This is a genomic window from Kocuria sp. ICS0012 (assembly GCF_001665945.1).
GTDB lineage: Bacteria > Actinomycetota > Actinomycetes > Actinomycetales > Micrococcaceae > Kocuria > Kocuria marina.
Map to the genome: position 1 here is coordinate 107,911 of NZ_LZMM01000046.1, position 25,183 is coordinate 133,093.

At 67.4% G+C, this 25,183-nt stretch carries 21 protein-coding genes and 1 pseudogene; 6 read left to right on the plus strand and 16 right to left on the minus strand.

Translation table 11 applies throughout. The features are described 5' to 3' along the window. Positions 1-43: 43 nt before the first annotated feature. Entirely contained in the window at positions 44-3,904 is a 3,861-nt protein-coding gene (locus tag A5728_RS07700) for a S8 family serine peptidase (RefSeq protein ID WP_064846481.1), read from the minus strand. Between the two features lie 283 nt (positions 3,905-4,187). Here A5728_RS07700 and A5728_RS07705 point away from each other — a divergent pair, with 283 nt between their 5' ends. Further along, positions 4,188-5,477, plus strand: a complete 1,290-nt coding sequence (locus A5728_RS07705; protein WP_064846482.1) for an adenylosuccinate synthase — start codon at positions 4,188-4,190, stop codon at positions 5,475-5,477. 85 nt (positions 5,478-5,562) lie between these two features. Here A5728_RS07705 and A5728_RS07710 read toward each other — a convergent pair whose 3' ends face one another. The 3 genes from A5728_RS07710 to A5728_RS07720 form a co-directional block, all read right to left on the minus strand. Next, positions 5,563-6,951, minus strand: coding sequence for an amino acid permease (locus tag A5728_RS07710; RefSeq protein WP_231885575.1), 1,389 nt, complete (start codon positions 6,949-6,951; stop codon positions 5,563-5,565). A 280-nt stretch (positions 6,952-7,231) separates the two neighbouring features. Beyond that, a complete protein-coding gene (locus A5728_RS07715; RefSeq protein WP_064846484.1) occupies positions 7,232-7,573 on the minus strand; it encodes a DUF202 domain-containing protein in 342 nt (113 codons plus the stop codon). Beyond that, positions 7,570-7,962 carry a YidH family protein gene (locus A5728_RS07720; protein WP_064846485.1) on the minus strand — a complete coding sequence of 131 codons (393 nt, stop codon included), beginning with the start codon at positions 7,960-7,962 and terminating at the stop codon, positions 7,570-7,572. Before A5728_RS07720 ends, A5728_RS07715 begins: the two co-directional genes overlap by 4 nt. 180 nt (positions 7,963-8,142) lie before the next feature. Between A5728_RS07720 and A5728_RS07725 the strand changes: the two genes are divergently transcribed. Next, entirely contained in the window at positions 8,143-8,586 is a 444-nt protein-coding gene (locus tag A5728_RS07725; RefSeq protein WP_064846486.1) for a DUF4190 domain-containing protein, read from the plus strand. 60 nt (positions 8,587-8,646) lie between these two features. Here the strand turns inward: A5728_RS07725 and A5728_RS07730 are convergent, their stop codons facing one another. The 9 genes and pseudogenes from A5728_RS07730 to paaA form a co-directional block, all read right to left on the minus strand. Then, complete coding sequence (locus tag A5728_RS07730) at positions 8,647-10,644, minus strand: M13 family metallopeptidase (protein ID WP_064846487.1); 1,998 nt, start codon at positions 10,642-10,644, stop codon at positions 8,647-8,649. 269 nt (positions 10,645-10,913) lie between these two features. Then, positions 10,914-11,822, minus strand: a pseudogene (locus A5728_RS13590) (serine hydrolase). Between the two features lie 298 nt (positions 11,823-12,120). Continuing rightward, on the minus strand, positions 12,121-12,987 hold the full coding sequence (locus tag A5728_RS07740; protein WP_064846489.1) for a formate/nitrite transporter family protein: 867 nt from the start codon (positions 12,985-12,987) through the stop codon (positions 12,121-12,123). Between the two features lie 189 nt (positions 12,988-13,176). Continuing rightward, a complete protein-coding gene (locus A5728_RS07745) occupies positions 13,177-13,950 on the minus strand; it encodes an enoyl-CoA hydratase/isomerase family protein (RefSeq protein WP_064846490.1) in 774 nt (257 codons plus the stop codon). A 111-nt stretch (positions 13,951-14,061) separates the two neighbouring features. Then, positions 14,062-15,264 carry a 1,2-phenylacetyl-CoA epoxidase subunit PaaE gene (paaE, locus tag A5728_RS07750; RefSeq protein ID WP_064846491.1) on the minus strand — a complete coding sequence of 401 codons (1,203 nt, stop codon included), beginning with the start codon at positions 15,262-15,264 and terminating at the stop codon, positions 14,062-14,064. Positions 15,265-15,266: 2 nt separating this feature from the next. Then, complete coding sequence (gene paaD / locus A5728_RS07755) at positions 15,267-15,788, minus strand: 1,2-phenylacetyl-CoA epoxidase subunit PaaD (protein ID WP_064846574.1); 522 nt, start codon at positions 15,786-15,788, stop codon at positions 15,267-15,269. 65 nt (positions 15,789-15,853) lie between these two features. Further along, positions 15,854-16,690 carry a 1,2-phenylacetyl-CoA epoxidase subunit PaaC gene (gene paaC / locus A5728_RS07760; protein ID WP_064846492.1) on the minus strand — a complete coding sequence of 279 codons (837 nt, stop codon included), beginning with the start codon at positions 16,688-16,690 and terminating at the stop codon, positions 15,854-15,856. Beyond that, positions 16,687-16,983: a 1,2-phenylacetyl-CoA epoxidase subunit PaaB gene (gene paaB / locus A5728_RS07765; RefSeq protein ID WP_064846493.1), complete on the minus strand. Its 297-nt coding sequence runs from the start codon at positions 16,981-16,983 to the stop codon at positions 16,687-16,689. The genes paaC and paaB overlap by 4 nt, the downstream gene beginning before the upstream one ends. 2 nt (positions 16,984-16,985) lie before the next feature. Beyond that, the gene (paaA, locus tag A5728_RS07770; protein ID WP_064846494.1) at positions 16,986-18,032 is read right to left on the minus strand and encodes a 1,2-phenylacetyl-CoA epoxidase subunit PaaA; all 1,047 of its coding nucleotides are present in this window, start codon (positions 18,030-18,032) and stop codon (positions 16,986-16,988) included. Between the two features lie 256 nt (positions 18,033-18,288). Here paaA and A5728_RS07775 point away from each other — a divergent pair, with 256 nt between their 5' ends. From A5728_RS07775 to A5728_RS07790, 4 genes are all read left to right on the plus strand, one after another. Further along, the gene (locus A5728_RS07775; RefSeq protein WP_064846495.1) at positions 18,289-18,699 is read left to right on the plus strand and encodes a PaaI family thioesterase; all 411 of its coding nucleotides are present in this window, start codon (positions 18,289-18,291) and stop codon (positions 18,697-18,699) included. 4 nt (positions 18,700-18,703) lie between these two features. Then, complete coding sequence (locus tag A5728_RS07780; protein WP_064846496.1) at positions 18,704-20,041, plus strand: AMP-binding protein; 1,338 nt, start codon at positions 18,704-18,706, stop codon at positions 20,039-20,041. Between the two features lie 107 nt (positions 20,042-20,148). Beyond that, entirely contained in the window at positions 20,149-20,775 is a 627-nt protein-coding gene (locus A5728_RS07785; protein WP_064846497.1) for a TetR/AcrR family transcriptional regulator, read from the plus strand. 49 nt (positions 20,776-20,824) lie between these two features. Next, on the plus strand, positions 20,825-21,238 hold the full coding sequence (locus A5728_RS07790) for a GNAT family N-acetyltransferase (protein ID WP_064846498.1): 414 nt from the start codon (positions 20,825-20,827) through the stop codon (positions 21,236-21,238). A 39-nt stretch (positions 21,239-21,277) separates the two neighbouring features. Here A5728_RS07790 and A5728_RS07795 read toward each other — a convergent pair whose 3' ends face one another. The 3 genes from A5728_RS07795 to paaZ all read right to left on the minus strand — a co-directional run bounded on the left by A5728_RS07795 (position 21,278) and on the right by paaZ (position 25,163). Further along, complete coding sequence (locus tag A5728_RS07795) at positions 21,278-22,438, minus strand: ATP-binding protein (protein ID WP_064846499.1); 1,161 nt, start codon at positions 22,436-22,438, stop codon at positions 21,278-21,280. 68 nt (positions 22,439-22,506) lie between these two features. Continuing rightward, positions 22,507-23,031 carry a GNAT family N-acetyltransferase gene (locus A5728_RS07800; RefSeq protein WP_082943322.1) on the minus strand — a complete coding sequence of 175 codons (525 nt, stop codon included), beginning with the start codon at positions 23,029-23,031 and terminating at the stop codon, positions 22,507-22,509. Beyond that, positions 23,028-25,163 (minus strand): phenylacetic acid degradation bifunctional protein PaaZ, encoded by a 2,136-nt coding sequence (gene paaZ / locus A5728_RS07805; protein ID WP_064846500.1) that lies wholly within the window; start codon positions 25,161-25,163, stop codon positions 23,028-23,030. The genes A5728_RS07800 and paaZ overlap by 4 nt, the downstream gene beginning before the upstream one ends. Positions 25,164-25,183: the final 20 nt, after the last annotated feature.

Below are 25,183 nucleotides of genomic sequence, written 5' to 3' on the forward strand. Positions count from 1 at the left end.
GTTGCGGAGGATCAACCGATGTGGTGAACCCCGCTGGGAGCGACTACTTCTGCTGGTCGTAGCGGAAGAGGAACGCCGCCATCTGATCGCGCCTCACGGGCTCGTAGGGGCGGAAGGTCCCGTCCGACCAACCACGGGCGATGTTCTGCCCGTTCATCCAGGCGATCTCCTTGTAGAAGACGCGGTTGGTGGGCACGTCCTTGAAGGGGGAGGCCTTCGGAGCGGTGTACGCCGGGGATCCCGCCATCCGGTAAAAGAACGCGGCCATCTGGTCGCGGTTGATCTGCTGGGTGGGGCGGAAGGTCCCGTCCGGCCACCCCTTGGTGATGCCCTGCTCGCTCATCCAGGCGATCTCCTTGTAGAAGACGTGGCTGGTGGGCACGTCCTTGAAGGGGGACTTGGTGGGAGGGGTGTACTGGGGCGAGCCGGCCATCCGGTAGAGGAACGCGGCCATCTGGTCACGGTTCACGGCCTGGGCGGGGCGGAACGTCCCGTCCGGCCAACCGCGGGTGATGCCCTTGTTGGCCAGCCAGGAGATCTCCGAGTAGAACACGTGGTTCTTGGGAACGTCCTTGAACATCGGGTTCTGGGTCTCGGGGGCCTTCGCCGCGGACTGGAAGGTCTTGACCTCGGCCTTGGCGCCGTCCTGACCCGCGCGGATACCGGAGAGGTCCCCGGCGGCGTTGTGCAGGTGCAGGAACAGGGCCTCGCCCTTGGCGCTCTCCGAACCGCGGTGCGCGGTCAGCTTCTTACCGGGCAGGTCGGTGAACAGCGACGTGTTGATCTGTTCCCCGCGGAAGGAGATCTTCGGGGTGACCGGGCTGTACTCGATCACGCCCGTGCGGTCCACGGGGCCGTCGATGCTCCCGGAAAAGGTGGTCACCTGGTAGGTCAGCTTGGTGTCGGTCTTGGTGGGATCGATACCCAGCTTCGCGGCGCTGACCGGCATCACCATGGCGTTGGTGTCGAACGTGTTGGTGTCCACGTCACCCCAGGAACCGTTCAGCGGCTGGCTGTCGATCACCGTGAGCTCACCGTTGACGTAGCCGTACAGGTTCACCACCGGGTAGTCCAGACCATCCGTCCGGCCCAGGGCCGCGATGTAGTCGGGGCGACCATTGCCGGTGGTGTCTATCGCGATCTCCGTGGAGACGTCCGGCTTGATCGTGCTCGCGTTGCCCCAGCTGGAGACACCGAAGTTGATCATGCCGTCCTTGCTCACGTCCTTCTTCTCGGCCTTCAGCTGCGGGAGGTTCGAGGAAGCGCCCACGTACTGCAGATCGGCGAACTGGGAGTTGCCGCCGGCCAGCTTGGTGGAATCCAGGCGGCCCGACTTGGCGCCCAGCTCGAAGGCCCCCAGGGCCGACTGCCAGCCGCCCTGGTCCAGGCCGGTGCCGGCGAGGGCGACGGCGCTCGTGCCGTTCTTGTCCCACCGGTCCAGCGTGGCGTTGTCCACCCGCATGTCGGCCGCCGGCTTCGGGGCGATCGACATGGGGACGCGCAGGTCCTGGCCGTTCTCCGTCAGGACCAGGCGGCCGGATTCGGAGGCCAGGAACTGACGGGCGAAGCCCAGCTGGGTCACGGCCTCGGAGGGGTCGTGGGTCTTGGCCAGCTGCGCGCGATCCACGGTGGCGGTCACCTTGACGGTGGCCTTGCCGCCCTTGGCCACACTGACCGAGCCCGGCGTGGAGAAGCTCACGCCCGGGACGTCGGTGGAAGCGTCGAAGCGCACCTGGTACGTGTGCGCCGCGCCGCTGGTGTTGTCCACGACCAGCTCACGGGAGAAGGTCTCCTTGCCGTTCTTGATCTCGGTGACCCCGAAGGTCGAGGAGATCAGGGCCGGATTGGCCTTGTCGTAGACCAGCACGTCCTGGTTCACGGCGCGCAGTGCGTCCACACGACCCGAACCCACGCGGTCCACCGCGGAGGTGGCCCCGTTCGCGGCGTGCACGTCGTGCACGGCCGAGTTCATGATGGCGGCCTTGATCATCTGGGGGTTGTAGTTCTGGTGCTTCTGCTGCACCAGGGCGGCGATCCCGGCCACGTGCGGGGTGGCCATGGAGGTGCCGGTCTTGACCGACACGCCGTTGCCCGCGGCCACACCGGCGGAACCGATGTTGGTGCCGGGTGCGGCGACGTCGGGCTTGATGACCCCGTTGCTGCCGTGCTGACCGCGGGAGGTCGAATCGTTGACCTGGTCCTTCTGGCCGGTCTGCGCCCTGGCGGCACCGATCCACTCCGGGGCTAGCTTGACCCGGGCCCCGCCGGCCTGGGCGGCCGGCTTGATCTTGGCGACGGATTCCTTGCTCATCAGCAGACCCGGGACGCCGGCGTTGCCCGCGATGCTCGTGGGATCCACCGAGTAGTCGGACTCCAGGACCACGCCCTTGCCGCCGGCGGCCTGGACGTTGTCGAAGCGGACCTTCGAGCCGCACGGGAAGCCGGCCTTGTCCTCCCAGTCGAGCATGACCCACTTGCCGCCGAAGTTCTGCGAGAAGGGAGTGCAGCCGAAACGGTTGTCCTGCGGGCCGACCACGACGTCGCCCTGGAGCTGTTCGGGCTTGGCATCGCTGTAGTTGAAGCTCCCGCTGTAGGAGCCGGTCAGTTCACCCTGGGCGCTGTCAGGCGAGAGGCCCTCGGCCTTGTCCTGCGCGGCGGTGCTGCCCTGGGAGTTGGCCACGGTCAATGCGGAACGCGCGCTGCCCGGGGAGCCGGAGATCTCGTGGGCGTCCCCGGCGTTGCCCGCGGCGATGACCGAGAGGATGCCCTGGCGGGACAGCGCGTCGATCAAGTCGTTCTGGGGGTCGTCGGCTGGGCCGAAGTCGGACCCGAGGGACATGTTGATGATGTCCGCCTTGTCCGAGAAGTCCCCGTCCATGTTGGGGTCCAGGGAACGGTCCAGGGCGTCGAGGACCAGGTTGGTGGAACCCTCACAGCCGAAGACGCGCAGCCCGATCAGTTGCGCCTCGGGTGCGGTGCCCGGGCCGATCCGCATCTTGCCGACCTGCTCCTGTGTCAGCTTGGTGAAATCGCCCTTGTAGGTCTTGCCGTCCGCGCCCACGCCGTAGCCCGCGGTAGTGCCCGCCACGTGCGTTCCGTGGCCGCCGGCCTCGCAGTCCAGCGGGTTGTTGTCCGGCTTCGGGACGCTGGTGGGAACCTGGGCGTCGTAGGCATCGCCCGCGAGGTCGTACCCGCCGAGGAACTTCTTGGAGTCGTACAGACCCGAGTCCTTGCCCGGCAGGTCGTTCGAGGCCTTGGCCTTCTTGTAGGCGTCGATGGTGCCCGGACCACCGAAGTCCGCGTGGGTGTAGTCGATGCCCGAGTCGATGATGGCGACCCTGACGCCCTTACCGGTCTGGCCGGTCTGGGTCCAGGCGTTGAGGGTGTTGGTGTCCAGCACGGAACCCGCGTTGTTGCGGTAGGCGGGGACGATCTTGGAGATCTTGACCACGTCGGAGCGCTTGCTCAGCTCACGCAACTGCGCGGCATCCCCCTTGAGGGCGACACCGCGAAGGGCGTTGGATGTGGTGTACAGCAGGTCGGACCCGGAGGCGGAGGCCAGGGCGGAACCCATGCTCTCCACCGACTGGCGGATGGCCCGCACCCGCGCGGCGGCCTGGACCGGGTCCTGGCTCCCGGAGCGCACGCCCTCGGGTTGCGTGGCCTCGAAGGCACTCGGTCCCTGCAGCTGCACGAAGACCGCCACCTGGCCCTCGGCATCCTTGAGATCCGAGCCGATCAGCCGGTCGGGGTTCTGGGTGTTGTGATCGTCCGTCTTGGGCGCCGGGGTGATGTCGACGGCGCTCGCCGGCAGCGCCGTGCCCAGGGCCAGTGCCAGGCCCAGGGCGGTCGTGAGGCAGGCCTTGACGGCTCTGCCACGACCAGCCCTTGTCTCGTGGTTCATGTCTCGTCCTTTGACATTCGGGGGATGTCGTGAGGTGCATCGCAATGACCCAAGCCTGCGTGCGACCTGCCGAAAAGTAAAGGTTTCATCAGAATATTCTGTGCTCTCACCAGTCGCGATGTCCGTGGCGTGTCGGACGCCGGATTCGCGCCGTGACCGGGGTAGACGGACGAGGGCGGCGGTGGTGGGCGTCACCGTTAGAATTGGTTGGTACGTGCCCCGCGCGTACTCCTCAACCGTTGTCGTGCCGAATGGGTGCAAGCCCGGGCAGGAGTAGCCAGCTATGCCAGCAATCGTGATCGTCGGAGCCCAGTGGGGCGATGAGGGCAAGGGCAAGGCCACGGATCTCCTGGGTGGCCGGGTGGACTACGTGGTCAAGCCCAACGGCGGCAACAACGCCGGGCACACCGTGGTGGTGGGCGGTGAGAAGTTCGAGCTCAAGCTCCTTCCCGCGGGTATCCTCAGCCCCAACGCCACCTCTGTGATCGGCAACGGCGTGGTGATCAACCCCCAGGCCCTGTTCGAGGAGATCGATGGCCTCGAGGCCCGCGGCGCGGACACGTCCCACCTGCGGATCTCCGCCAACGCGCACCTCGTGGCCCCGTACCACCAGACGCTGGACCAGGTCACCGAGCGATTCCTGGGCAAGCGCGCGATCGGTACCACGGGTCGCGGGATCGGTCCCACGTACATGGACAAGGTGGGCCGCCTGGGCATCCGCGTGCAGGACGTGCTGGACGAGTCCATCCTGCGGCAGAAGATCGAGGGCGCGCTGCGCCAGAAGAACGAGCTGCTCGTCAAGCTCTACAACCGCCGCGCGTTCGAGGTGGATGAGATCGCGGAGTACTTCCTGGGCTTCGCCGAGCGCCTCGCGCCCATGATCGTGGACTCCACGCGAGTGCTCAACGAGGCCCTGGACCGCGACGAAGTGGTGCTCATGGAGGGCGGCCAGGCCACCTTCCTGGACGTGGACCACGGCACCTACCCGTTCGTGACGTCGTCGAACCCCACCGCGGGCGGCGCGTCCGTGGGCTCGGGTGTGGGCCCCACGCGCATCACCCGGGTGATCGGCATCCAGAAGGCGTACACCACGCGCGTGGGCGCCGGTCCGTTCCCCACCGAGCTCTTCGACGAGATGGGTGAGCAGCTGCGCAAGACCGGCGGCGAGTTCGGCGTCAACACGGGCCGGCCGCGCCGCACCGGCTGGTACGACGCCGTCATGGCCCGCCAGGCCGCGCGGATCAACGGCTTCACGGACTTGTTCATCACCAAGCTGGACGTGCTCACCGGGCTGCGTGAGATCCCGGTGTGCGTGGCCTACGAGGTGGACGGTCAGCGCTTCGACGAGATGCCCATGACCCAGTCCGACTTCCACCACGCCCAGCCCGTGTACGAGAACTTCCCGGGCTGGACCGAGGACATCACCGGGGCCCGCACCCTGGGGGACCTCCCCGCCAACGCCCGCGCGTACGTCGAGGCGTTGGAGAAGATGTCCGGGTGCCGGATCTCCGCGATCGGTGTGGGCCCGGATCGGGACGACACCATCGTGATGCGGGATCTGATCGCGGACTGACGCCCCGATCCCCACCCGCGGACACGACGACGCCGCTCCAAGCCTTGGAGCGGCGTCGTCATGTCATCCGTGGGGCACGGTCGGATCAGTGCTGCGAGACGTCTGCGGTGAGCAGGTCCACGGGCTTGTCCTTGGTCACGGCCTTGTGCCCGAGCCACAGGGCCAGGAACACGGGCAGGCCCAGGTACGAGGACAGCAGGCCGAGGGCGTTGACCTCCCCGGACGTGATCAGGCTGTAGCCCTGACCCAGGATCACCACGGCACACATGATGAGCGCGACCACGGGGCCGATGGGGAAGAACCGGGCACGGTAGGTGAGGTTCTTGGGATCCCCGCCCTGCAGGACGTAGGCCCTGCGGAACCGGTAGTGGCTCCACGCGATCCCCATCCACACGATGAAACCGGCCAGGCCGGAGGCGTTGATGAGCCACACGTACGCCTGACCCTCACCGATCAGGGTGGTCAGGAAGCAGAACATGCCGATCAGCGTGGTGGCCAGCAGTGCGAGCATCGGGACACCGCGGCGGTTGACCCGGGCCAGGAACCTGGGAGCCTTCCCGCCCTTCGCGAGCGCGTAGAGCATGCGGGTGGAGGCATACAGGCCCGAGTTGCCCGCGGAGAGGATGGCGGTGAGGATCACGGCGTTCATCACGCTCGCCGCGGCCAAGACACCGGCGTGCTCGAACACCAGGGTGAACGGGGAGATGGAGACGTCCTCCACGTCGCTCGCGAGCAGGTGGGGATCGGTGTAGGGGATCAGGAAACCGATCACGGCGATCGCGCCGATGTAGAAGAGCAGGATGCGCAGGAAGACCGTGCGGATGGCCTTGGGAACGGTCTCGCGGGGGTTGTCGGCCTCGCCGGCCGCGACACCCACGAGCTCGGTGCCCTGGAAGGAGAACCCCGCGACCATGAAGATGGCCATGATGCCGGTGAAGCCGTTGACGAAGGGCGCCTCGCCGGCGGTCCAGTTGTGGAACCCGGGGGACGGGCCGCCCAGGATGCCCAGGATCATCAGGACACCCAGGACCAGGAAGATCACCACGGTGATCACCTTGACCAGGGAGAACCAGAACTCACTCTCGCCGTACGCGCGAGCGCTGAGGGCGTTGAGGGAGAAGAGGATCACCAGGAACAGCGCGGACCAGATCCACGCGGGGACGTCCGGGAACCAGTAGCGCATCACCAGCGCGGCCGCCACGAGTTCCGCGGCCACGGTGATCGCCCAGTTGTACCAGTAGTTCCACCCGATCGCGAAGCCGAAGGAGCGGCTGATGTAGCGGGTGGAGTACTCCTCGAACGAGCCCGCCACGGGCAGGTGCGTGGCCATCTCGCCCAGGGACTGCATGAGCAGGAACACCATGAACCCGATCGCAGCGTAGGCGACGAGCGCCCCGCCGGGACCCGCGGTGTTGATGGAGTTGCCGGAGGCCACGAACAGACCGGTGCCGATCGCACCGCCCAGCGCGATCATGGTCAGGTGACGCGACTTGAGGGTGCGGCGCAGCGAGCCGTCGGGCGCGACGTCCTGGCCGGTGGGCCGTGGATCGGGGCGGTGGGATGCGTGTGGATCGGGCGGCGTGGCCGCCGTCGAGATGTTTCCCCCACCGGACGAAGATGAAGACACAGGGTTCTCCCGTAGTTGTGATGGTCCGGCGCCGCAGCGGATCGCGGCGGCTGAGGGACATTATGCGCGGCATCGCAGCACACGTGGGGATCCCCACGCAAGGGTCCACCGAAGTGGCCACAAATTCTCAGAAGACGATCACCGTGATGATTCCCAGGGCGCCCAGCACCAGACACGTCCCGGAGGTCACGGCCACGGCCACCAGGTCCGGCGTGATCCGCTCCCCGGCGATTCCCACGGATTCCCGCCGATAACGCATGCGTTGTGTGGCATAGATCCCTCCGGAGAGGCACAACGCCACGGCGAACAACGAGAGCACGAACGTGCCGTGGGACGGGAGCCACTTCAGGTAGATCGCCGCGGCGGTGCACAGTGCCAGCATGGTCCGGCCCCAGGACAGCACGGTGCGCTCGGGTTGTAGTCCCGGATCTTCGTGCGTGCGCACGCCCGGCGGGGTGATGGAACTCATCGGGTCAGCACCACGACCACGAGCACCCCGGAGGCGATCGCGCCCCCCACCGCCACGAGCGGGACGATCAGCGGCAGGGGCAGGGGAGCCTTGTGCCGCATGGAACGTTCCACGCGCAGCCACCGCAGTGCGGCTCCGGCACTGAGGAACATGCCCAGCACCAGCAGAACCAGGGCCAGGAACTTGCGCACCGCGATGTCGAAGATGTCCCCGGTGAACGCCTCGATGGCGATGCCCCCGGCCAAGAAGGCCAGGGACGTGCGGATCCAGGCGAGGAACGTGCGTTCGTTTGCCAGCGTGAAGCGGGGGTCCGGTTCCGTCCCGCCGCGCAGGACACGGTGGCTGATCGATCCACGACGCCGCTCGGCCGGGTCTTCGGGGTGGCTCACGGTTCTCCTTCGTCTGGGCTCTCCGTACGCGCTTCTCGGCGCAGAAGCAGGATCCTGAGGTGATGGTATGCGCTCGGGGGCCGGAAGCGGCGTCGTGGGCGGGGGCGCACCCTTGTCCGCTCGTGCCGCGCACGAGAAGATGGTCGCATTCGCAGACCACTGGCGTAGGGGGAACAGGTCATGAGCACGAGCAACCACCCGGGCAGTGGCACCTCGCCCCACGAGGAAGGAACCCGGTACCCGGGGACCGAGTACCACCGCGACACGCAGCCCCTGTCCGTGTCGGCCGATACCCACCGTCCCTACGCGCAGCCCGCAGGACAGTGGCACTACGTCCCCGCCGGACCGGAGGACGCCCAGCGGCAACAGCAGGCGAGCTCCAGCTCGGAGACGTCACTCGTGCTGGGCATCCTGGGGGTCACCGTCCTGCCGATCCTCGCACCGTTCGCCCTGTGGCAGGCCACGAAGGCTGAGAAACTCGGCGGTAGGGCGACCGCGGGCAAGGTCCTGGGCTGGGTCGGTGTGGCGCTGCTGATCCTGATGGTGCTGTGGTTGGTGTTCTTCTTCGCGATCTGGGGATTCGCGATGAACGAGTTCATGCAGCAATCCCGCTCGAGCGTCTGAGACGCGCAGGAGCCCCGCCGGTCCGACCGGCGGGGCTCCGTCCACGTAGCTCGAGGGGCGCTACCAGATGGCCACGCGTTCCTCCTTCGGCAGCCACATGCCGTCTGAGTCCTGGACGTCGAACGCCTCGTAGAACGCGTCCACGTTGCGCGGGGTCTGGACAGCACGGAACTCGGCGGGGGAGTGCGGATCCGTGGCGATGCGTGTCTTTAGCGCCTCGTCCCGGGACTTCTCCTGCCACACGTAGGCCCAGGAGATGAACAGCCGCTGCGCGGGGGTGTACCCGTCGACGCTCTCGCTGTCCGGACGGTCCTTCTTCTCCTGCGCGGTCTTCCATGCCTTGTAGGCAATGGACAAGCCGCCCAGGTCTCCGATGTTCTCACCCAGGGTGAGTTCGCCGTTGACGTGCGGAGCGGCGTCGTCGTCCGCGAACTGCGCGGGGGACAGCGCCGCGTACTGGCCCACGAGACGGGCCGTGCGCTGCTCGAACGCCGCGCGGTCCTCGTCCGTCCACCAGTTGCGCAGCTTGCCCTCGCCGTCGCACGTGGAACCCTTGTCGTCGAAGCCGTGACCGATCTCGTGACCGATCACCGAGCCGATGGCCCCGTAGTTCACGGCGTCGTCCGCGTCCTCGTTGAAGAAGGGGGGCTGCAGGATGGCCGCGGGGAACACGATCTCGTTGCGCAGCGGGTGGTAGTACGCGTTGACCGTCTGCGGGGTCATGAGCCACTCGTGCTTCTCCACCGGCTTGCCGGCCTTGCGCGCGAGCTCGTCCACCGCGAACTGGGCGGTACGCACTACGTTGCCCACCAGGTCGTCCCCGCGCACCAGCAGGCCCGAGTAGTCCTTCCACTTCTCCGGGTAGCCGATCTTGGGAGTGAATCCGGAGAGCTTCTTGAGCGCCTCGGCCCGGGTGTCTTCCGTCATCCAGTCCAGGTGCTCGATCGAGTCGCGGTACGCCTCCAGCAGGTTCGCCACGAGCTCGTCCATGCGCGCCTTGGCGGACGGCGAGAAGTTCTCGGCGACGTACAGTTCGCCCACGGCCTCACCCAGGGCGCCGTTGACCAGCCCGACGCCGCGCTTCCAGCGTTCGCGCAACTGCGGCGTCCCGGAGAGCACGGTCCCGTAGAACGAGAAGTTCTGGTCCACGAAGGCCTGCGGCAGGTACGCAGCGCGGGCGGAGACCACGTGCCAGCGGGCCCAGGACTTCCACGCGTCCAGCAGATCGTCGGTGAGCAGCTCGTCCAGGCCCGTGAAGAAGCTGGGCTGGGCGTTGATCACGGTGCTCAGGTGCTCCGGGGTGAGCCCCATGCCCTCGAGCACGGCGTCCCAATCCAGGCGGGACACCTGGTCCGTGAGTTCCGCGAACCCCATGGGGTTGTACATCTTGGTGAGGTCCCGCACCGTGACCTTGTCCCAATGCTGCGCGGCGATGCGCGTCTCCAGCTCCATGACCGCCTGCGCCTGTTCGGCGGCGTCCTCGAATCCGGCCAGTTCGAGCATCTTCGCCACGTGCGCCACGTACTTCTCGCGGATCTCGGCGTACTGCTCCTCGCGGTAGTACTCCTCGTCCGGCAGTCCCAACCCGGACTGGCCCACGAACACGAGGTTGCGCTGCGGGTCCCCGGGGTCCGAGTCCAGGTCGATGTCCAGCGCCGCCCCGATCCCCCGGCGCATGGCCGTACCGAACCACTTGGACAGCGCACGCGGGGAGTCGATCGCGGCCACGGCGTCCAGGTCCTCGCGCAGCGGCTCGGTGGCCAGCTCCTCGATCCGGTCCGTGTCCATGAAGGACGCGTACAGCAGCGCGATCTTGGTCTCGGCGCTCTGCTCCGCCGGGTTCGACGCCGCGGCGCCGCCCTCCGCGCTTGCGCCCGTGATGATCTCGCGCACCGCCTGCTCGGCCTGATCCCGCAGTTCGATGAACGCCCCGGTGCTGGCCTTGTCGTCCGGGATCCGGGCCTCCTTCAGCCATGAACCGTTGACGTGGCGGAAGAGGTCGTCCTGCGGGCGGACCGAGCGGTCGAAGGCATCGAGGTCAAACACGGAAGTGGTCATGAGCCCCACGGTACTGAGCGGCGGTGGAGCGGGTCACACCGGGGCTCGGCCTGTTCCCGCAGGGCAGAACCGTACGGCGTCGTGCCCGTAGGGGCGGGACGGTCAGTCATGCGCAGAACATCTGAGGCCCGGAAATGCGATCAGAACCCGCCACCACCGGCCTTTTGGGGACTCAGATGTACCGGCGGATTGGCAGCCCCCGGTACGCCGTATCGCAATGATGACCTAAATGGGCGCCATCCGTGAGTATCTGCAGGACCTGGCGGTAGCTACGAACGCAGTGGCGAGCGATCTGCCCCCCCCCCCACCGTGTTGGACAGAGGAATGGTCCGCTCCCTGCGGGCCGATTGTGTCAGGACCGCGACCGCGATAGGCGGTTCGTCGGGGTGGGAAATGACCCCAGCCTCATGGCTGAGCGCCGCCAAAGACCCAGTCTTGGCTGCGCTCTGGACACCCGGGTACGTGAAGACTTCAGCGAAACGGTGTCCCCATGCTTGTTATCCCAGTACATGCCGCATGAACGAGCGCTGGGAGGGAGTGGCTGCGTGGTCCTCCCAGATGAACGAAAGGATATCTACGAGATCGGAGGCCGTGGTACTCGATACCAGCAGGGGGTCGTATTCCCGGGGATCGGGCAGAAGGTAGGGATCCAGATTATCGGCGTCCCGGGCATCCTCGACCGTGTGCAGATCGGTTGCGAGAAGGTAGGGCCGGATATCGGTTTGCAGCAACCCGAGGTGTCTCAGAGTGTGTGCCACACGATCGTGACCCATGGCGCATAGCACCGCTTTTCCAGCCGTGTTGTCCGAGATGGTCGTCATCAATTCGACCAGGTCTCGACACGACATGCACACGGGGTCCAGGCATATCGACAACCCCGTGGGCCCGGGAACGCGGGTCTCAGGCACCAGATCGACCGGTGCAGCCGGGCCGATGAGGCCATCGCCCGCAGCCTGACAGAAGGCGGCCATGACAACGAGCTTGTACAGGGAAGCCGTTGGAAACCTGACCCCAGTCCGGTAATTGAAGGGAGGTAGCGGATCGGGCGTGAGGAGCGAACCGGTGGCAGTTTGACCTGCCCCACCGCCTGGAAAGCTGTCCTGCGGATCAACAATCCGAGCTACCTCCCGTGTCGGGTGAATCAGGTGAATATGGCCAGCCTGTACCCTTCTCGGCAACCATTCTCCATGGGGGTACGGGAAATGTTTATTCCTGTCGAGGGTGGGATCCGGATACTCAATGGTTGGAACACCGAAGCGGAAGGGCCGGCATTAGAGGAATTAATGGTCGATTTTGCTGGGCGTACAGGAAGGATTCCCATCAGACAGGCGAAGGTGTCCATTCCTGCGGAGGCTACCCAGTTCTCGGTGATGGGGTACCCCTTCCAGCCGCGATCGAGAGGACGATCAGAGGATTGTTGATCACATGGGTAAACCCTTCACGGGAAACCGAACATGTGTCGACGAGGAGCATTTGTCACGGTCGGTCTTCCTCTTCCTCCTCGGACGACGCGTCCGAGATCCTCTCGCCGCGGCGCTCGGCCATGAGCAGTTCCCACGTGCGGATGAGGCGGGGGATGGAGATGATCACCAGGCCGCCGATCATGTTCAGCGGGATGACCCACGCGAACCACACGAACCAGTCCAGGTAGGAGTAGTCCCAACCGGCGTGCATGGCCCCGAAGATCACGATGGAGTTCAGCGCTCCGTGGAGCATGCCCAGGCCCACGACCAACAGGCCGCCGATCAGGGAGATCACCGCGGTCATCATGTCGTTGTCCGTACCCTGCTGCATGCGGGTCATGAGGGTGATAGTGGAACCGGCCAACAGGGCCAGGCACACGGTCTCCAACCCGATCCCGTCCGCGACGTACCCCGAGGCGACCTCCACCAGGGAGTCCGTGAAGTCGGGGAACGCCGCCACGACCACCCACATGAACACCCAACCACCCACGAGGTTGGCCAGCAGGGTCCCACCCCACAGCCGCACGAGTGACCACCACGTCCCGTGACCGGCGACCACCGCGTTGATGGGGAGCAGGAAGTCCTCGGTGAACAGCTCGGAGTGGGCCAGGCGCAACGCGAGCAGCCCCACGCCGAACGCGATGCCCGCCAGCAGTTTGGAGTCGGTGACATCCATGACCGCGAGCATGGCCATGATGCCCAGGCCCACATCGATCCCGCCGAAGAGGCCGGTGATGATCAACGCCCGCCACGTGCGGTGCAGCCGATCCGCGCCTTCCTGGACGGTGTTCTGGAACTCCTCGACCAGCTCGTCCTCAAGGGGCTGATCGGTGCGTCCCGAGGAACGCCGCTTGGACTCGCTGTCACGCGCTGTGGGCATGGGCCTCAGCGTAGGCCACGCGGGAAGCCATCACGCGATACATCTGTGCCCCGAAAAAACACGGACAGGCGCTTCCCGTGGTCTTTCCGGGGCACAGATGTACTCACCGCGTCGGAGCGGCCGCCCAGGTATGCGCAGCGAAGGCCGACGGCGTCCCTACTCACGGCGGCCCGGCTGCGGCCCAAGCGCTCAGTCCCGTCCCGTGAACTCCGGCTTGCGCTTCTGCTGGAATGCCGCGAAGCCCTCCTTGTAGTCGTCCGTGGCGCACAGGGCCGCCTGGGCCTTGTTCTCCGCGGCCATGGACTCCCACAGCCCCACGCGGTTGTCCCGCACCTGGGCCACGAGTTCCTTGGACGCCAGGTAGGACTGCGTGGCACCGCGGGCCACCTTCGACACCCGCTGCATGGTGAACTCCATGAGCTCCTCCGCCGGCACGGCTCGGGAGAACAGTCCCGCCGCCACGGCCTCAGCGCCGGTCATCATCTCGGCGGTGTAGATCAGGTCCAGGGTGCGGTGGGGGCCCAGTCGTTCGGTGAACAGAGCGTGCCCGCCCGAGTCCAGCGTGGCCCCCAGGTTGGCGAACGGGGATCCGATGGTCGCGTCCTGCGCCACGTACACCACGTCCGTGGCGATCGCGAGCCCCAGCCCCACGCCCAAGCACGCGCCCTGCACCGCGGCGAACGTGGGCGCGGGGAACCGGGACATCTGCTGCAGCAGCGGTTGCACCTTGCCGGTGAGGTAGCCGTCGGTGTCGTCACTCGCCGGGTCTACGGCGGAGATGTCCCGGCCCGCGCAGAACGCGCGCCCCTCGCCACTCAGCGCGAGCGCTCGCACGCCGGCCCGCTCGGCGTCGGTGTATGCGGCGGCGAGGTCGTCCAGCGCGGTCTCGTCCAGCGAGTTGAGCTTCTTGGGCGCGTCGAGCACCACGCGGGCGATCGCGTCCTCGATCGTCAGGTCGATCATGGGGTTCTCCTTGCGGTTCGGGGTTCCTGTGCGCCCCGCGGGGCGAGCGGGCAGGTACGACGACGACGCCGCGCGGTCCCGGCGCGGCGTCGTCGTCGGAGTGCATGGGACTCAGGCGTCGAAGTCCACACTCAACCGGTCGGACGTGGGGCGCGTCTGGCAGGTAAGGACGTACCCGGCGTCCAGCTCGTCCTTCTCGAGCGCGAAGTTCTCCTCCATCTCGAACTCGCCGGAGGTGACCTTGGCGCGGCACGTGCCGCACACCCCGCCGGCGCACGCGAAGGGGACGTCCGGGCGCACGCGCAGGGCGGCGTTGAGCACGGTCTCCTGCGCGGACTTGGGGGAATCCACCTGGGCGGAGGTGCCGTCCAGGTTGAAAACGATTGTGTAGTTCTCGCCCTTGGGGTCCGCCTTGACCGCGCGGCCCTGCTGGCCCTGCGGGGTGGTGGGCTTGCCCGTGGTGAACAGTTCGAAGCGCACGCGGGACTCGTCCACGCCGCGTTCCTTGAGCACGTCACGGCACAGCTGCACGAGCTCGAACGGCCCGCACAGGAACCACTCGTCCGCGGAATCCACCTGGATCACGTGGTCGAGCAGTTCCTCCAGCTTGTCGTGGTCGATCCGCCCGGACATCAGCGGGGAGATCCGCTGCTCGCGGGAGAGCACGTGGTGCACGGCCAGGCGGGCGGGGTACTTGTCCTTGAGGTCTCCCAGCTCCTCCGCGAACATCACGTCCATGGACGAGCGGTTGGCGTAGATGACATCCACCGCGGCGGTGTCGGAGGCGCGCAGCAGCGCGCGGGCGATCGCCATGATGGGCGTGATCCCGGACCCGGCGGCGAAGGCCACGAGGTGAACGTTGCGCTTCTTCGCCACCTCGCGCTCGGCGAGCTTCTCGGGGTCGTTCATGGAGGTGATGTTGACCTTGGACGTGAATGCGCCCTGCGGGTTCATCACGTCCAGGGCGTCCCCGGCGGCGAGCTGTTCGTTGGCCCACGTGGAGAACACGCCGCCCATGTCCTTCTTGATGGCCACCCGGATCTCACCGGGGGTGGGATCCGCGCAGATCGAGTAGGAGCGGCGCACCTCGTGGCCGTTGATCTGGGCCCGGATGGCCACGTACTGGCCCGGGAGGTAGTCGTAGTCCGCCACGAGGTCCTCGGGGACCTCGAACGTGACCTCCACGGCGTCGGAGGTCAGCTTGCGCACGTCCGACACCGTGAGCGTGTTGAACGTGGCGCGGCGCTTGCCGGGAGCGGCCGCGCTTTCTTCGGTGGCGTCCTCCAGCGTGGAGGTGTCCGCGGTTTCGCTCATGATCAGTGCACCTTGAAGTAGTCGAAGGGTTCCTTGCAGTCGTTGCAGACCCACAGGGACTTGCAGGACGTGGACCCGAAGCGGGTCATCTCCCGGGTGTTCAGGGAGTCGCAGCGCGGGCACTTCACGGCCAGGCTCAACCGCACCGGCCCGGAGTTGTGACCGGCGGTGGTGCGCCCGGTGGGCGGTGCGATGCCGTACTCGTTGAGTTTGGCCATGCCCTCGGAGGACATCCAGTCCGTGGTCCAGGCCGGGCGCAGCACCTGCACGATCCGCACGTTCGGGTACCCCGCGGCGGTGACCACGGCCTCGAGGTCAGCGGCCATGGTGTCCATGGCGGGGCAACCGGAGTACGTGGGGGTGATGACCACCACGGTCTCGTCCTGCCTGGCCACGGCGTCCCGGAGCACCCCCAGGTCCGCGAGCGTGAGCACGGGGATCTCGGGGTCGCACACCGTGGCGGCCACGTCCCACAGGGCGGCGTCGTCCGGATCGCTCGGGCGCCGGGACGGACCCAGCGGCACCTCGCGGGGAGCCACGCCACCCGTGGGCGGCAACGAACGGGGCGGTACGCGGGAGAACACGGTGCTCACCACGTGGCGCCGGGATGCTGGCGGGCGAGCCACTGCATCTCGGCGAGGATGTACCCGCGGTACTCGGAGTAGGAGCCGTCACGCGGTGCGGCGGAGAGTCGGGCCTGGGCCACGCTCGGGACATCGAGCTCGGCCCCCGCCAGCAGGGCGGTGACGCGGTCCATGGTCCGCTCGCGCAGGCTGGAGGGCCGCACGGCGATGCCCTCGAGCTCGTCGTGCAGGGGCTCGTCCGCGAACAGCTCGTCCAGGTAGGGCCACATGTAGTACAGCCCCTCCTGGATCCGCCGCTTGGACTCCTCCGTGCCGAGACCCAGGCGCAGGATCCACTGGGCCGCGTGGTCCTGGTGGTACTCCACTTCCTTGAGGGCCTTGTCGGCGATGGCCGCGAGCGTCTGGTCGGAGGAGGACTGCAGTGCCGTGTAGAGCTCGAACTGGTAGAAGGAGAACAGCAGCTGCCGGGCGATGGTCTGTCCGAAGTCCCCGTTCTCCTGCTCCACGAGGCGCACGGAGCGGAACTCCTCCTCGTTCCGGAAGTAGGCCAGCTCGTCCTCGGTCTTGCCCCACGCGGAACCCGCGTAGGTCAGCAGGAACCGCGCGTGCCCGATCAGGTCCAGCGCGATGTTGCCGAGCGCGATGTCCTCCTCGAGTTCGGGGGCCCGGGAGATCCACCAGCCCAGGCGCTGGGACAGCATCAGGGCGTCGTCGCCGAGACGCAGAGCGTACTGGGCCACGGCTTCCGAGGCCTTGCCGCCGGTCTCCGCGATCTCCTCGGCGGTGATCGCGTCACCCGCGGACTGCTTGGTGGCGGAGTCGTGGGAGGCGAACGCGCTCACAGGTGCTTCACCCCTTCGCTCTTGGTGTAGTACGTGGCGTGGCGGTAGCTCTTGCCCTGCGCGGACTCGAAGTAGCCGCCCTTGGAGTCCGGGTCCGACGCCGTGATGGCGTTCGCGGGCACCACCCACACGCTCGTGCCCTCGTTGCGCCGGGTGTAGAGGTCACGCGCGTTGCGCACGGCCATGGTGGCGTCCGGGGCGTGCAGGGAGCCCGCGTGCACGTGGGACAGCCCGCGCGAAGAACGCACGAAGACCTCCCACAGGGGCCAATTACCGTTCTGGTTCTCGCTCATGCTCACGCTCCGATCAGTTCTGCGGAGCCGCGGCCCGCCATGACGGTGGTCTGGTCGATCGCCACGGCGGCCTCGGGGGACGACGCCGCTGCTTCGCGCGCCTGGCGCTCGGCGTAGGCCTGCGCGGCCTCGCGCACCCACGCACCGTTCGCGTGGGCCTCACGACGGCGCTTCATGCGTTGGACGTTGCACGGCCCGGAGCCCTTGATCACGGACATGAATTCGTTCCAGTCCAGCTGGCCGTAGTCGTAGTGGCCGCGGGCCTCGTTCCACTTCAGGTCCGGGTCCGGCAGGGTCAGACCCAGGGCCTCGGCCTGCGGGACGATCATGTCCACGAAGCGCTGGCGCAGCTCGTCGTTGGAGAAGCGCTTGATGTTCCACTCCATGGACTGCTGCGAGTTGGGGGAGTCGGCGTCCGGGGGACCGAACATCTGCAGGGCGGGGCCGTAGAAGCGGTTCACGGCCTCCTGGGCCATCTGCTTCTGTGCCTCGGTGCCGTGGGAGAGCTCGTAGAGGATCTCCCAGCCCTGGCGCTGGTGGAAGGACTCCTCCTTGCAGATGCGCACCATGGCGCGGCCGTACGGGCCATACGAGGCGCGGCACAGCGGCACCTGATTGCAGATCGCGGCGCCGTCCACGAGCCAGCCGATCGCGCCCATGTCCGCCCAGGTGCGGGCCGGGTAGTTGAAGATCGAGGAGTACTTGGCCTTGCCGCTCAGCAGCTGCTCGTTGAGCACGGAGCGCGGGGTGCCCAGGGTCTCCGCCGCGGAGTAGAGGTACAGCCCGTGGCCGGCCTCGTCCTGGACCTTGGCCATCAGCACGGCCTTGCGCTTGAGGCTCGGGGCGCGGGTGATCCAGTTGGCCTCCGGCTGCATACCGATTATCTCGGAGTGCGCGTGCTGGGAGACCTGGCGGGTCAGGCTCTTCCGGTAGGCCTCCGGCATCCAGTCCCGGGGCTCCACGCGGGAGTCCTCGCTGAGGAGGTGCTCGAAGTGCTGCTGCTCGGCGGTGGGCTCCGCCTGGTCCGCAGAGGTGGTCTGCTCAGTCATGGTGTGTGTCCTCGGTTCGCGGGTGAGATGGGAGCGGAGGATGAACTCTGTACGCTGCCGACAATAATAACTGACCGCTCGTTCAGAATATAGGCCCCCGGTGTGGTCGTCAACACAATTTCCGCCCGGGAGGCGGGGGGTTCGCCAATGGATGTGCAGGGGTGACGACGCCGCGGCGGAGCCCTGGACTTGTTGACACACGTCACATTTCGCGGTTACCTACTGACCGATCGTTCTGAAAATCTGAGGAGCCCCCGTGCCACACCATCCCGTCCTCACTGGCGACCGTGCCTCCGAGTGGTTGGGGATCACCGTGCAGCGCGTGGACCCCGGGCACTGCGTGATCTCCATGGCCGTGCGGGAGGAGATGCTCAACGGCTTCGGCATCGTGCACGGCGGGATGATCTTCGCGCTCGCGGACTCGTGCTTCGCCATGACGTGCAACGACCCGGAACCGGACGGCACCTCCATGACCGTGGCTCAGGGCGTGGACATCAACTTCCTCAGCTCGGCCCACCCGGGCCAGACCCTCGTCGCGGAGGGTCGCCAGATCGCCACCACCGGGCGCAGCGGCCTGTGCGACATCACCGTCTCCACCCAGGACGGGGACGTCGTCGCCCAGTTCCGCGGCCGCAGCCGCACCGTGCCCCTTCGCCAGAAAGCGTGAACCCATGACGTCGTGCTCCGTGCCCAGCCCGTACCACCCCGTGGCCTCCGGGGACTCCTCTCAGCCGGATCCCGAGGAGCTGATGAGCCGGGACCAGATCGAGGCGCTGCAGACGGAGCGCCTGAACTGGACCCTGCACTACGCGTACGAGAACGTGCCCGCCTACCAGGAGCTCTTCGACGAGCACGGGGTGCACCCGGATGACTTCCGGGAGCTCGAGGACCTCGCGAAGTTCCCTTACACGGACAAGGAATTCCTGCGCAAGGCCTACCCGTTCACGTCCTTTGCCACGCCCATGTCCGAGATCCGACGCATCCACGCGTCGTCGGGCACCACCGGGCAGCCCACCGTGGTGGCCTACACGGAGGAGGACCTGCAGACATGGGGGGCCCTCGTGGCACGCTGCTTCCGGCTCTCGGGAATGAAGCCCGGGGACAAGGTGCACAACGCGTACGGCTACGGGCTGTTCACCGGCGGGCTGGGCGCTCACTACGGTGCGGAGCGCCTGGGATGCGCCGTGATCCCGATGTCCGGAGGGCAGACGGAAAAACAGGTGCAGCTCATCCGAGACTTCGAGCCGCAGGCCATCCTCTCCACCCCCACGTACCTGCTCACCATCGCGGACGGCTTCCGCAAGCTCGGTCTCGACCCGCGCGAGACCTCCCTGCGGCACGCGGTACTCGGGGCGGAGCCGTGGACCGAGGAGATGCGCCACGAGATCGAGAAGACGTTCAACATCTCCGCGTGCGACATCTACGGCCTCTCCGAGGTCATGGGTCCCGGCGTGGCCGGCGAGTCCTGCGAGACGAAGGACGGTTCGCACATCTGGGAGGACCACTTCCGCCCGGAGGTCATCGACCCGTTCGACGACACCGTGCTGCCCACCGGCCGCCCCGGCGAACTCGTGTTTACCGCCCTGACCAAGCAGGCGCTGCCAATCATCCGCTACCGCACCCACGACCTCACCCGTCTGCTGCCGGGCACCGCGCGTCCGGGTCACCGGCGCATGGGCCGGATCACGGGGCGCTCGGACGACATGATCATCCTGCGCGGTGTGAACCTCTTCCCGTCCCAGATCGAGGAACTCGCGCTGAAGATCCCCGCGCTTTCCCCGCACTTCACGCTCGAGATCACCCGGCCCCACCGCATGGACCAGATGACCATCCACATCGAGCGCCGCGAGGAAGCCACCCTGGAGCAGGCCCAGGAGGGTGGCAAGAAGCTGCTGCACGACATCAAGACGAAGATCGGTTCGAGCGCCACGATCGACATCGCCGAGCCCGGGACCCTCGCACGTTCCTCGGGCAAGCTGCGCCGCGTCTACGACCACCGTGACAAGTGAGTTCCGGCGTTGCCGGGGCCCGCTGCGGCGGTGGAGCCCAGGTGACGAGCCGGTAGCCTGAGGTTCTCCGTTCCCGACAGCCCGACAGAAGGTCGAGGTCCCCGTCCATGCCCCCCGCGAGCACTCCCCCCGCCTCCGACGACGCCGCGGCGGCCCCCAAGCGAGGCCGTCCCGGGTACGACCGAGAGACCCTGCTGTCCGTGTGCGTGGACGTCTTCAACCGCTACGGCTACGACGCCACCTCCATGGGGACCCTCTCCAAGCACCTGGGGATCTCCAAGTCCGCGATCTACCACCACGTGGAGTCCAAGGAGGCGATTCTCGGCCAAGCCCTGGACCGTGCGCTGGACTCGCTGGAGGCGGTCTTCGAGTCCGTCCTGGCTTCGGACCACGGGCCGGTCAACAAGCTCGAGGCGATCCTCGACGGCTCGGTGCGGGTGCTCGTGGACCAGATGCCCTACGTGACCCTGCTGCTGCGCCTGCGTGGGAACTCGGAGATCGAGGAGGCCGCGCTGCAGCGTCGTCGCACCCTGACCCGCACGGTCGAGGACCTGGTGCGCGAGGCGCAGGAGCTGGGGGAGCTGCGCACGGACGTCTCCGGCAAGTCCGCACCGCGTCTGATGCTGGGCATGGTCAACTCGATCGTGGACTGGTACCAGCCCGGCCGCTCGGGCACAGTGGACCAGCTCACGGCGACCGTGGTGACGATGGTCTTCTCGGGCCTGCGGGCGTAGCCGGCGCTCCCTCCGCAGGGAGGTGTCCAGGCCCGCCTAGGGTGAGCCCATGGACATCTCCCGTTCCCGAGATCTCGACCACGCTGCGCTGATCCGCCTGTACGACGCCGTCGGGTGGCGCTCCTACACGCGGCGCCCCGAGGACTTCGGGCCCATGGTCCAGAACGCGTGGCTGGTCATCTCCGCGTGGGATGCGGGGGAGCTCGTGGGAATGGCCCGGGTCGTCGGCGACGGTGTGACGGTGGCGTACATCCAGGACCTGCTGGTGGACCCGGACCACCAGCGGCGGGGCATCGGTCGTGCGCTGCTCACCGAGGTGCTGGACGAGACGTCCCACATCCGCCAGGTCTACATCACCACCGACGATCCCCTCTGGAACCGCCATGTGGTGAAGCTCTACCGCTCCCTGGGATTCCGCCCCACCTCGGACCTGGGCTGCACCACGCTCGCCATCATGCGGTGAGCCGATGCGCTTGAGCAGCCCGTCGTCGAGGTTGAGTTTTCAGTCCTCGGTGCCGTCCTGCTCCAAGATGTAGCTGCTGAATCCGGGCGCTGTGAAAGCCAGCAAACCCCTGGTGGGCGAATCGAGAATCCCTTTGTCCATGAGAGAACGCCGGGCCATGCTGATGGCCGTGGTCGGCTTTCCCATGGCGGCTGCCACGTCGGCCCTGCGCGGTGCGGGGCTGGACTGCAGTGCGATGGCGCGCAGCAGTTCGCGTTCCGCAGGCGTAGCTTTACCCCATCTGGTGCGGTAGAACACATCCAGCTGTTCGAGCACCTCATCCTCGGACGCCTCCACTGCACCCAGCGTGATCGTCCCGCCAGGGTCGGGAAAACCCGCCGATTCCCATGCGGCGTGTGCCCACAGCTGGAGGAAGTGGGGGTAGCCGTGAGCTTTCTCCAGGACGGCCTCCACTGCTTGGTACTGCCAGGAGACACCGAACTTGATGGCGGGTTCGGACAGCGCGTTGTACGCGGCTTCCCGGCTCAGGTCCTTCAAGCGGACGAACTCGAAGCGTTCTCCGAACGTGGCGGCATCCGTGACCACATCCGACGTGTGACCCAATCCGGCCGCTACGAGGGTGGCTGGCAGGGGGCTTTCATCCCGGGAACGAAGATGCTGCCATGCATAGGCCAGCGCTTTCAGTGCCGTGTGATCCGCTGCCTGGAGCTCATCGATGAAGATCGCCAGGCCCCCGCCGTGCCGGTGCAGTGAGTGCGCAGTGGCGGCGATCAGGGCTTCAAGGGCCTGTCCCGGGGCCTCGGCCGTGGAGCGTCCCTGACCGGGAGAGGTTGTGGCCCCCAGACCTGCGACACTCACGGAGAGTTCCAGGTTCCGGATCAGGGATGCGATCTCCTGCGCGGCCGCGGAGTGCCACGCGCGGGTCAGCTTCTCGAGTTCTGCGGACAGGACGGGCAGAAGGTCGGCATCGCCAGCGGTGATCCAGACCGGGGTCAGTCCTCGTTCGCGTGCAGCTCGTTGGCCATACCGCAGCAAAGACGTTTTGCCGACCCCTCGGCTCCCTACGTACACGCGTGGCCGAGCAATGAATGCTTTTTCGTCCGCTACATGCTGCATCTGAACGCGTAGTCGAACCATGTGTGTTTCTCGCCCGGGAAGGAATGCGGTGACCTCGCCAGGGGTGTACGGGGAGCGCTGCATGGATACTCCTTTATAAAAACCGCTGAACTATAAAGAAGTATATAGAGGCTTCTGGCCAACGTGCCCGGTCAGTACAGCTGGGATGCCGGGCCCGGGTTCTGCAGCTGCTTCTTGAAACCGACGTGGGACGAGCGGTAGCCCAGACGCTCGTAGAAACGGTGGGCATCAGGCCGCGAGGTGTCGGTGGTCAGCTGCAGCAGTGAACAGCCCGAGTCGAGCGCAACGGTCTCCGCCCAGGCGAACATTCGTTCCCCCAGCCCCTGACCGCGAAGGGTGGAGGACACCCGAACGGACTCTATCTGCAGGCGGCGTGTGCCCCCGCGAGACAGGCCCGGGATCACCGTGAGCTGCATGGTGCCCACCACATCGCCCGCGTCGTTCCGGACGGCGGTCAGGAACTGGTGCGGATCGGCGGCGATCTCCTGGAAGGCGCGCTCGTAGGCACCCATGTCCCCGCCTTCCCGAGTGCTCCCCAGCGGATCGTCCGCCAGCAGGCGCACGATTGCGGGGAGGTCCTCCGGACGTACCCGGATGGGGCGGTACCGGGACCCGTCCAGCAGTGTCCAGGTGGTGTCCGTCACATGGATCGTCACGCCACGTCCTGGTCTGCCCCGCTGTCCGCCACCGGCCACCGCTTGGCCACCAGCGTCAGGACGTCGTAGGTGGCCACGATCTCGTCCTTCTGGTTGGTCAGGCGGGCATCCCAGGCCACCTCGCCGTACTCGTCCGTGACACGCGGGGTGATCTTCTTGGCGGTCAGGGTCACGCGGATGGCGTCGTCGTAGGTCACCGGGGTGATGAAGCGCAGGTTCTCCAGCCCGTAGTTGGCGAGTACTGGCCCGGGGGCGGGCTCCACGAAGAGCCCCGCGGCCCACGAGACCAGCAGGTAGCCGTGGGCCACCCGCCGGGGGAAGAACGGGTTGGCCATGGCGGCTTCCTCGTCCGTGTGGGCGTAGAACGTGTCCCCGGTCTTCTCCGCGAACTCCAGGATGTCCTCGAGTGAGACCGTGCGCAGGTCTGAGACGAACTGGTCCCCGATCCGCAGGGTCTGCAGCGACTTCCGGAAGGGGTGCTCCCCAGTGCCGTTCTCCACGTCCTCGCGGGTCACGGTGTTGGCGGTCGCGCCCCAGTGCCACTGGCCAGTGATCCCGGTCAGTAGGTTCGGGGAGCCCTGGACGGCGGTGCGCTGCATGTAGTGCTTGACCGCGCGCACGCCACCGAGTTCCTCCCCACCACCGGCGCGGCCGGCGCCGCCATGTACCTGGCCCGGAACGGGGGAGCCGTGACCTGTGGAGGTTTTAGCGTCGTCGCGATCCAGGAAGAGCACGCGACCGTGGTACGCACCGATTCCGGAGGCGAACTGCGCCGCGAGCTCGGGGGAGTGAGTGCACACGGTCGCCACGAGCGAGCCGCCGCCCAGCGCGGCGATCTCCACTGCGTCCGCGATGTCCCCCGAGTATCCCAGCACCGAGGTGACCGGGCCGAACGCCTCGAGCTCGTGGACGGCGGGGGTGCGGGCATCGTCGAACGAGAGCACCGTGACGGGGAAGAAGGCGCCCTGCTCCGGCAGGGACGCGAGTTCCTCGGGACCGCCGAGTTCCACGGTGGCGCCGGCGTCGATCAGGGCGCGCACGGAGCGCAGCACCTCGAAGTGCTGGTCGTCGGACGCGAGCGGGCCCACCGTGGTGGCGGAATCGCGCGGGTCGCCGACGACGGCGCGCTGCGCCACCCGCTCCCGCAGCGCGGCGATCACGGCGGGCTTGAGCGCCTGCGGAACGATGACCCGGCGGATCGCGGTGCACTTCTGCCCGGCCTTGGCGGTGATCTCCAGGACCACGGACTTCACGAACGCCTCGAACTCGGGGGAGTCCTCGGTGACGTCCGGGGCCATGATCGCGGCGTTGAGCGAATCGGTCTCCGCCGTGAAACGCACGCCCTTCTCCTGCGCGTTGGTGTGGGCGCGCAGCGACTGGGCGGTGGCGGCCGAGCCGGTGAAGGCCACGTGGTCGCGGGCGTCCAGGTGGTCCAGCAGATCGCGCGCGGCGCCGGAGATCAGCTGCAGGGAACCCTCCGGCAGCAGCCCGGAGTCCAGCATGAGCCGCACGCACGCCTCGGTCACGTACCCGGTGGGGGTCGCGGGTTTCACGATGGTGGGCACCCCGGCGATGAATGCGGGCGCAAACTTCTCGAGCATGCCCCACACGGGGAAGTTGAACGCGTTGATCTGCACGGCCACACCGGGCACGCGGGTGTAGACGTGCTCACCCAGGAACGAGCCGTCCCGCGAGAGCTGTTCCACCGCGCCGTCCACGATCACGTTGGCGTTGGGCAGTTCGCGCCGTCCCTTGGACGAGAACGTGAAGAGGGTCCCGATCCCACCGTCGATGTCGATCAGGTGGTCCTTGGCCGTGGCCCCGGTCGCGTAGGAGATCTCGTACAGCTCCTCCTTGTGCTCGCCCAGGTATTGCGCGAGCTGCTTGAGGATCAGGGCGCGGTCGTGGATGCGCAGTTGCCCCAGTGCGGCCTGGCCCACGGTGCGTCCGTGGTCCAGGGCGCCCGCGGTGTCGATCCCGTCCGTGCTCACCCGGGCCACGAGCTCCCCGGTGGTGGCATTGCGCACGTCCGCGATCTTCTGCGGGTCCTCCGGCCGCCACCACTTCCCGGCGACGAAGCTGGGCAGGATCTGCGGTTCCTGGGTCTCGGATGCCTGGGTCTGGGTGTTCACGCGGGGTCCTCCGGACTGTC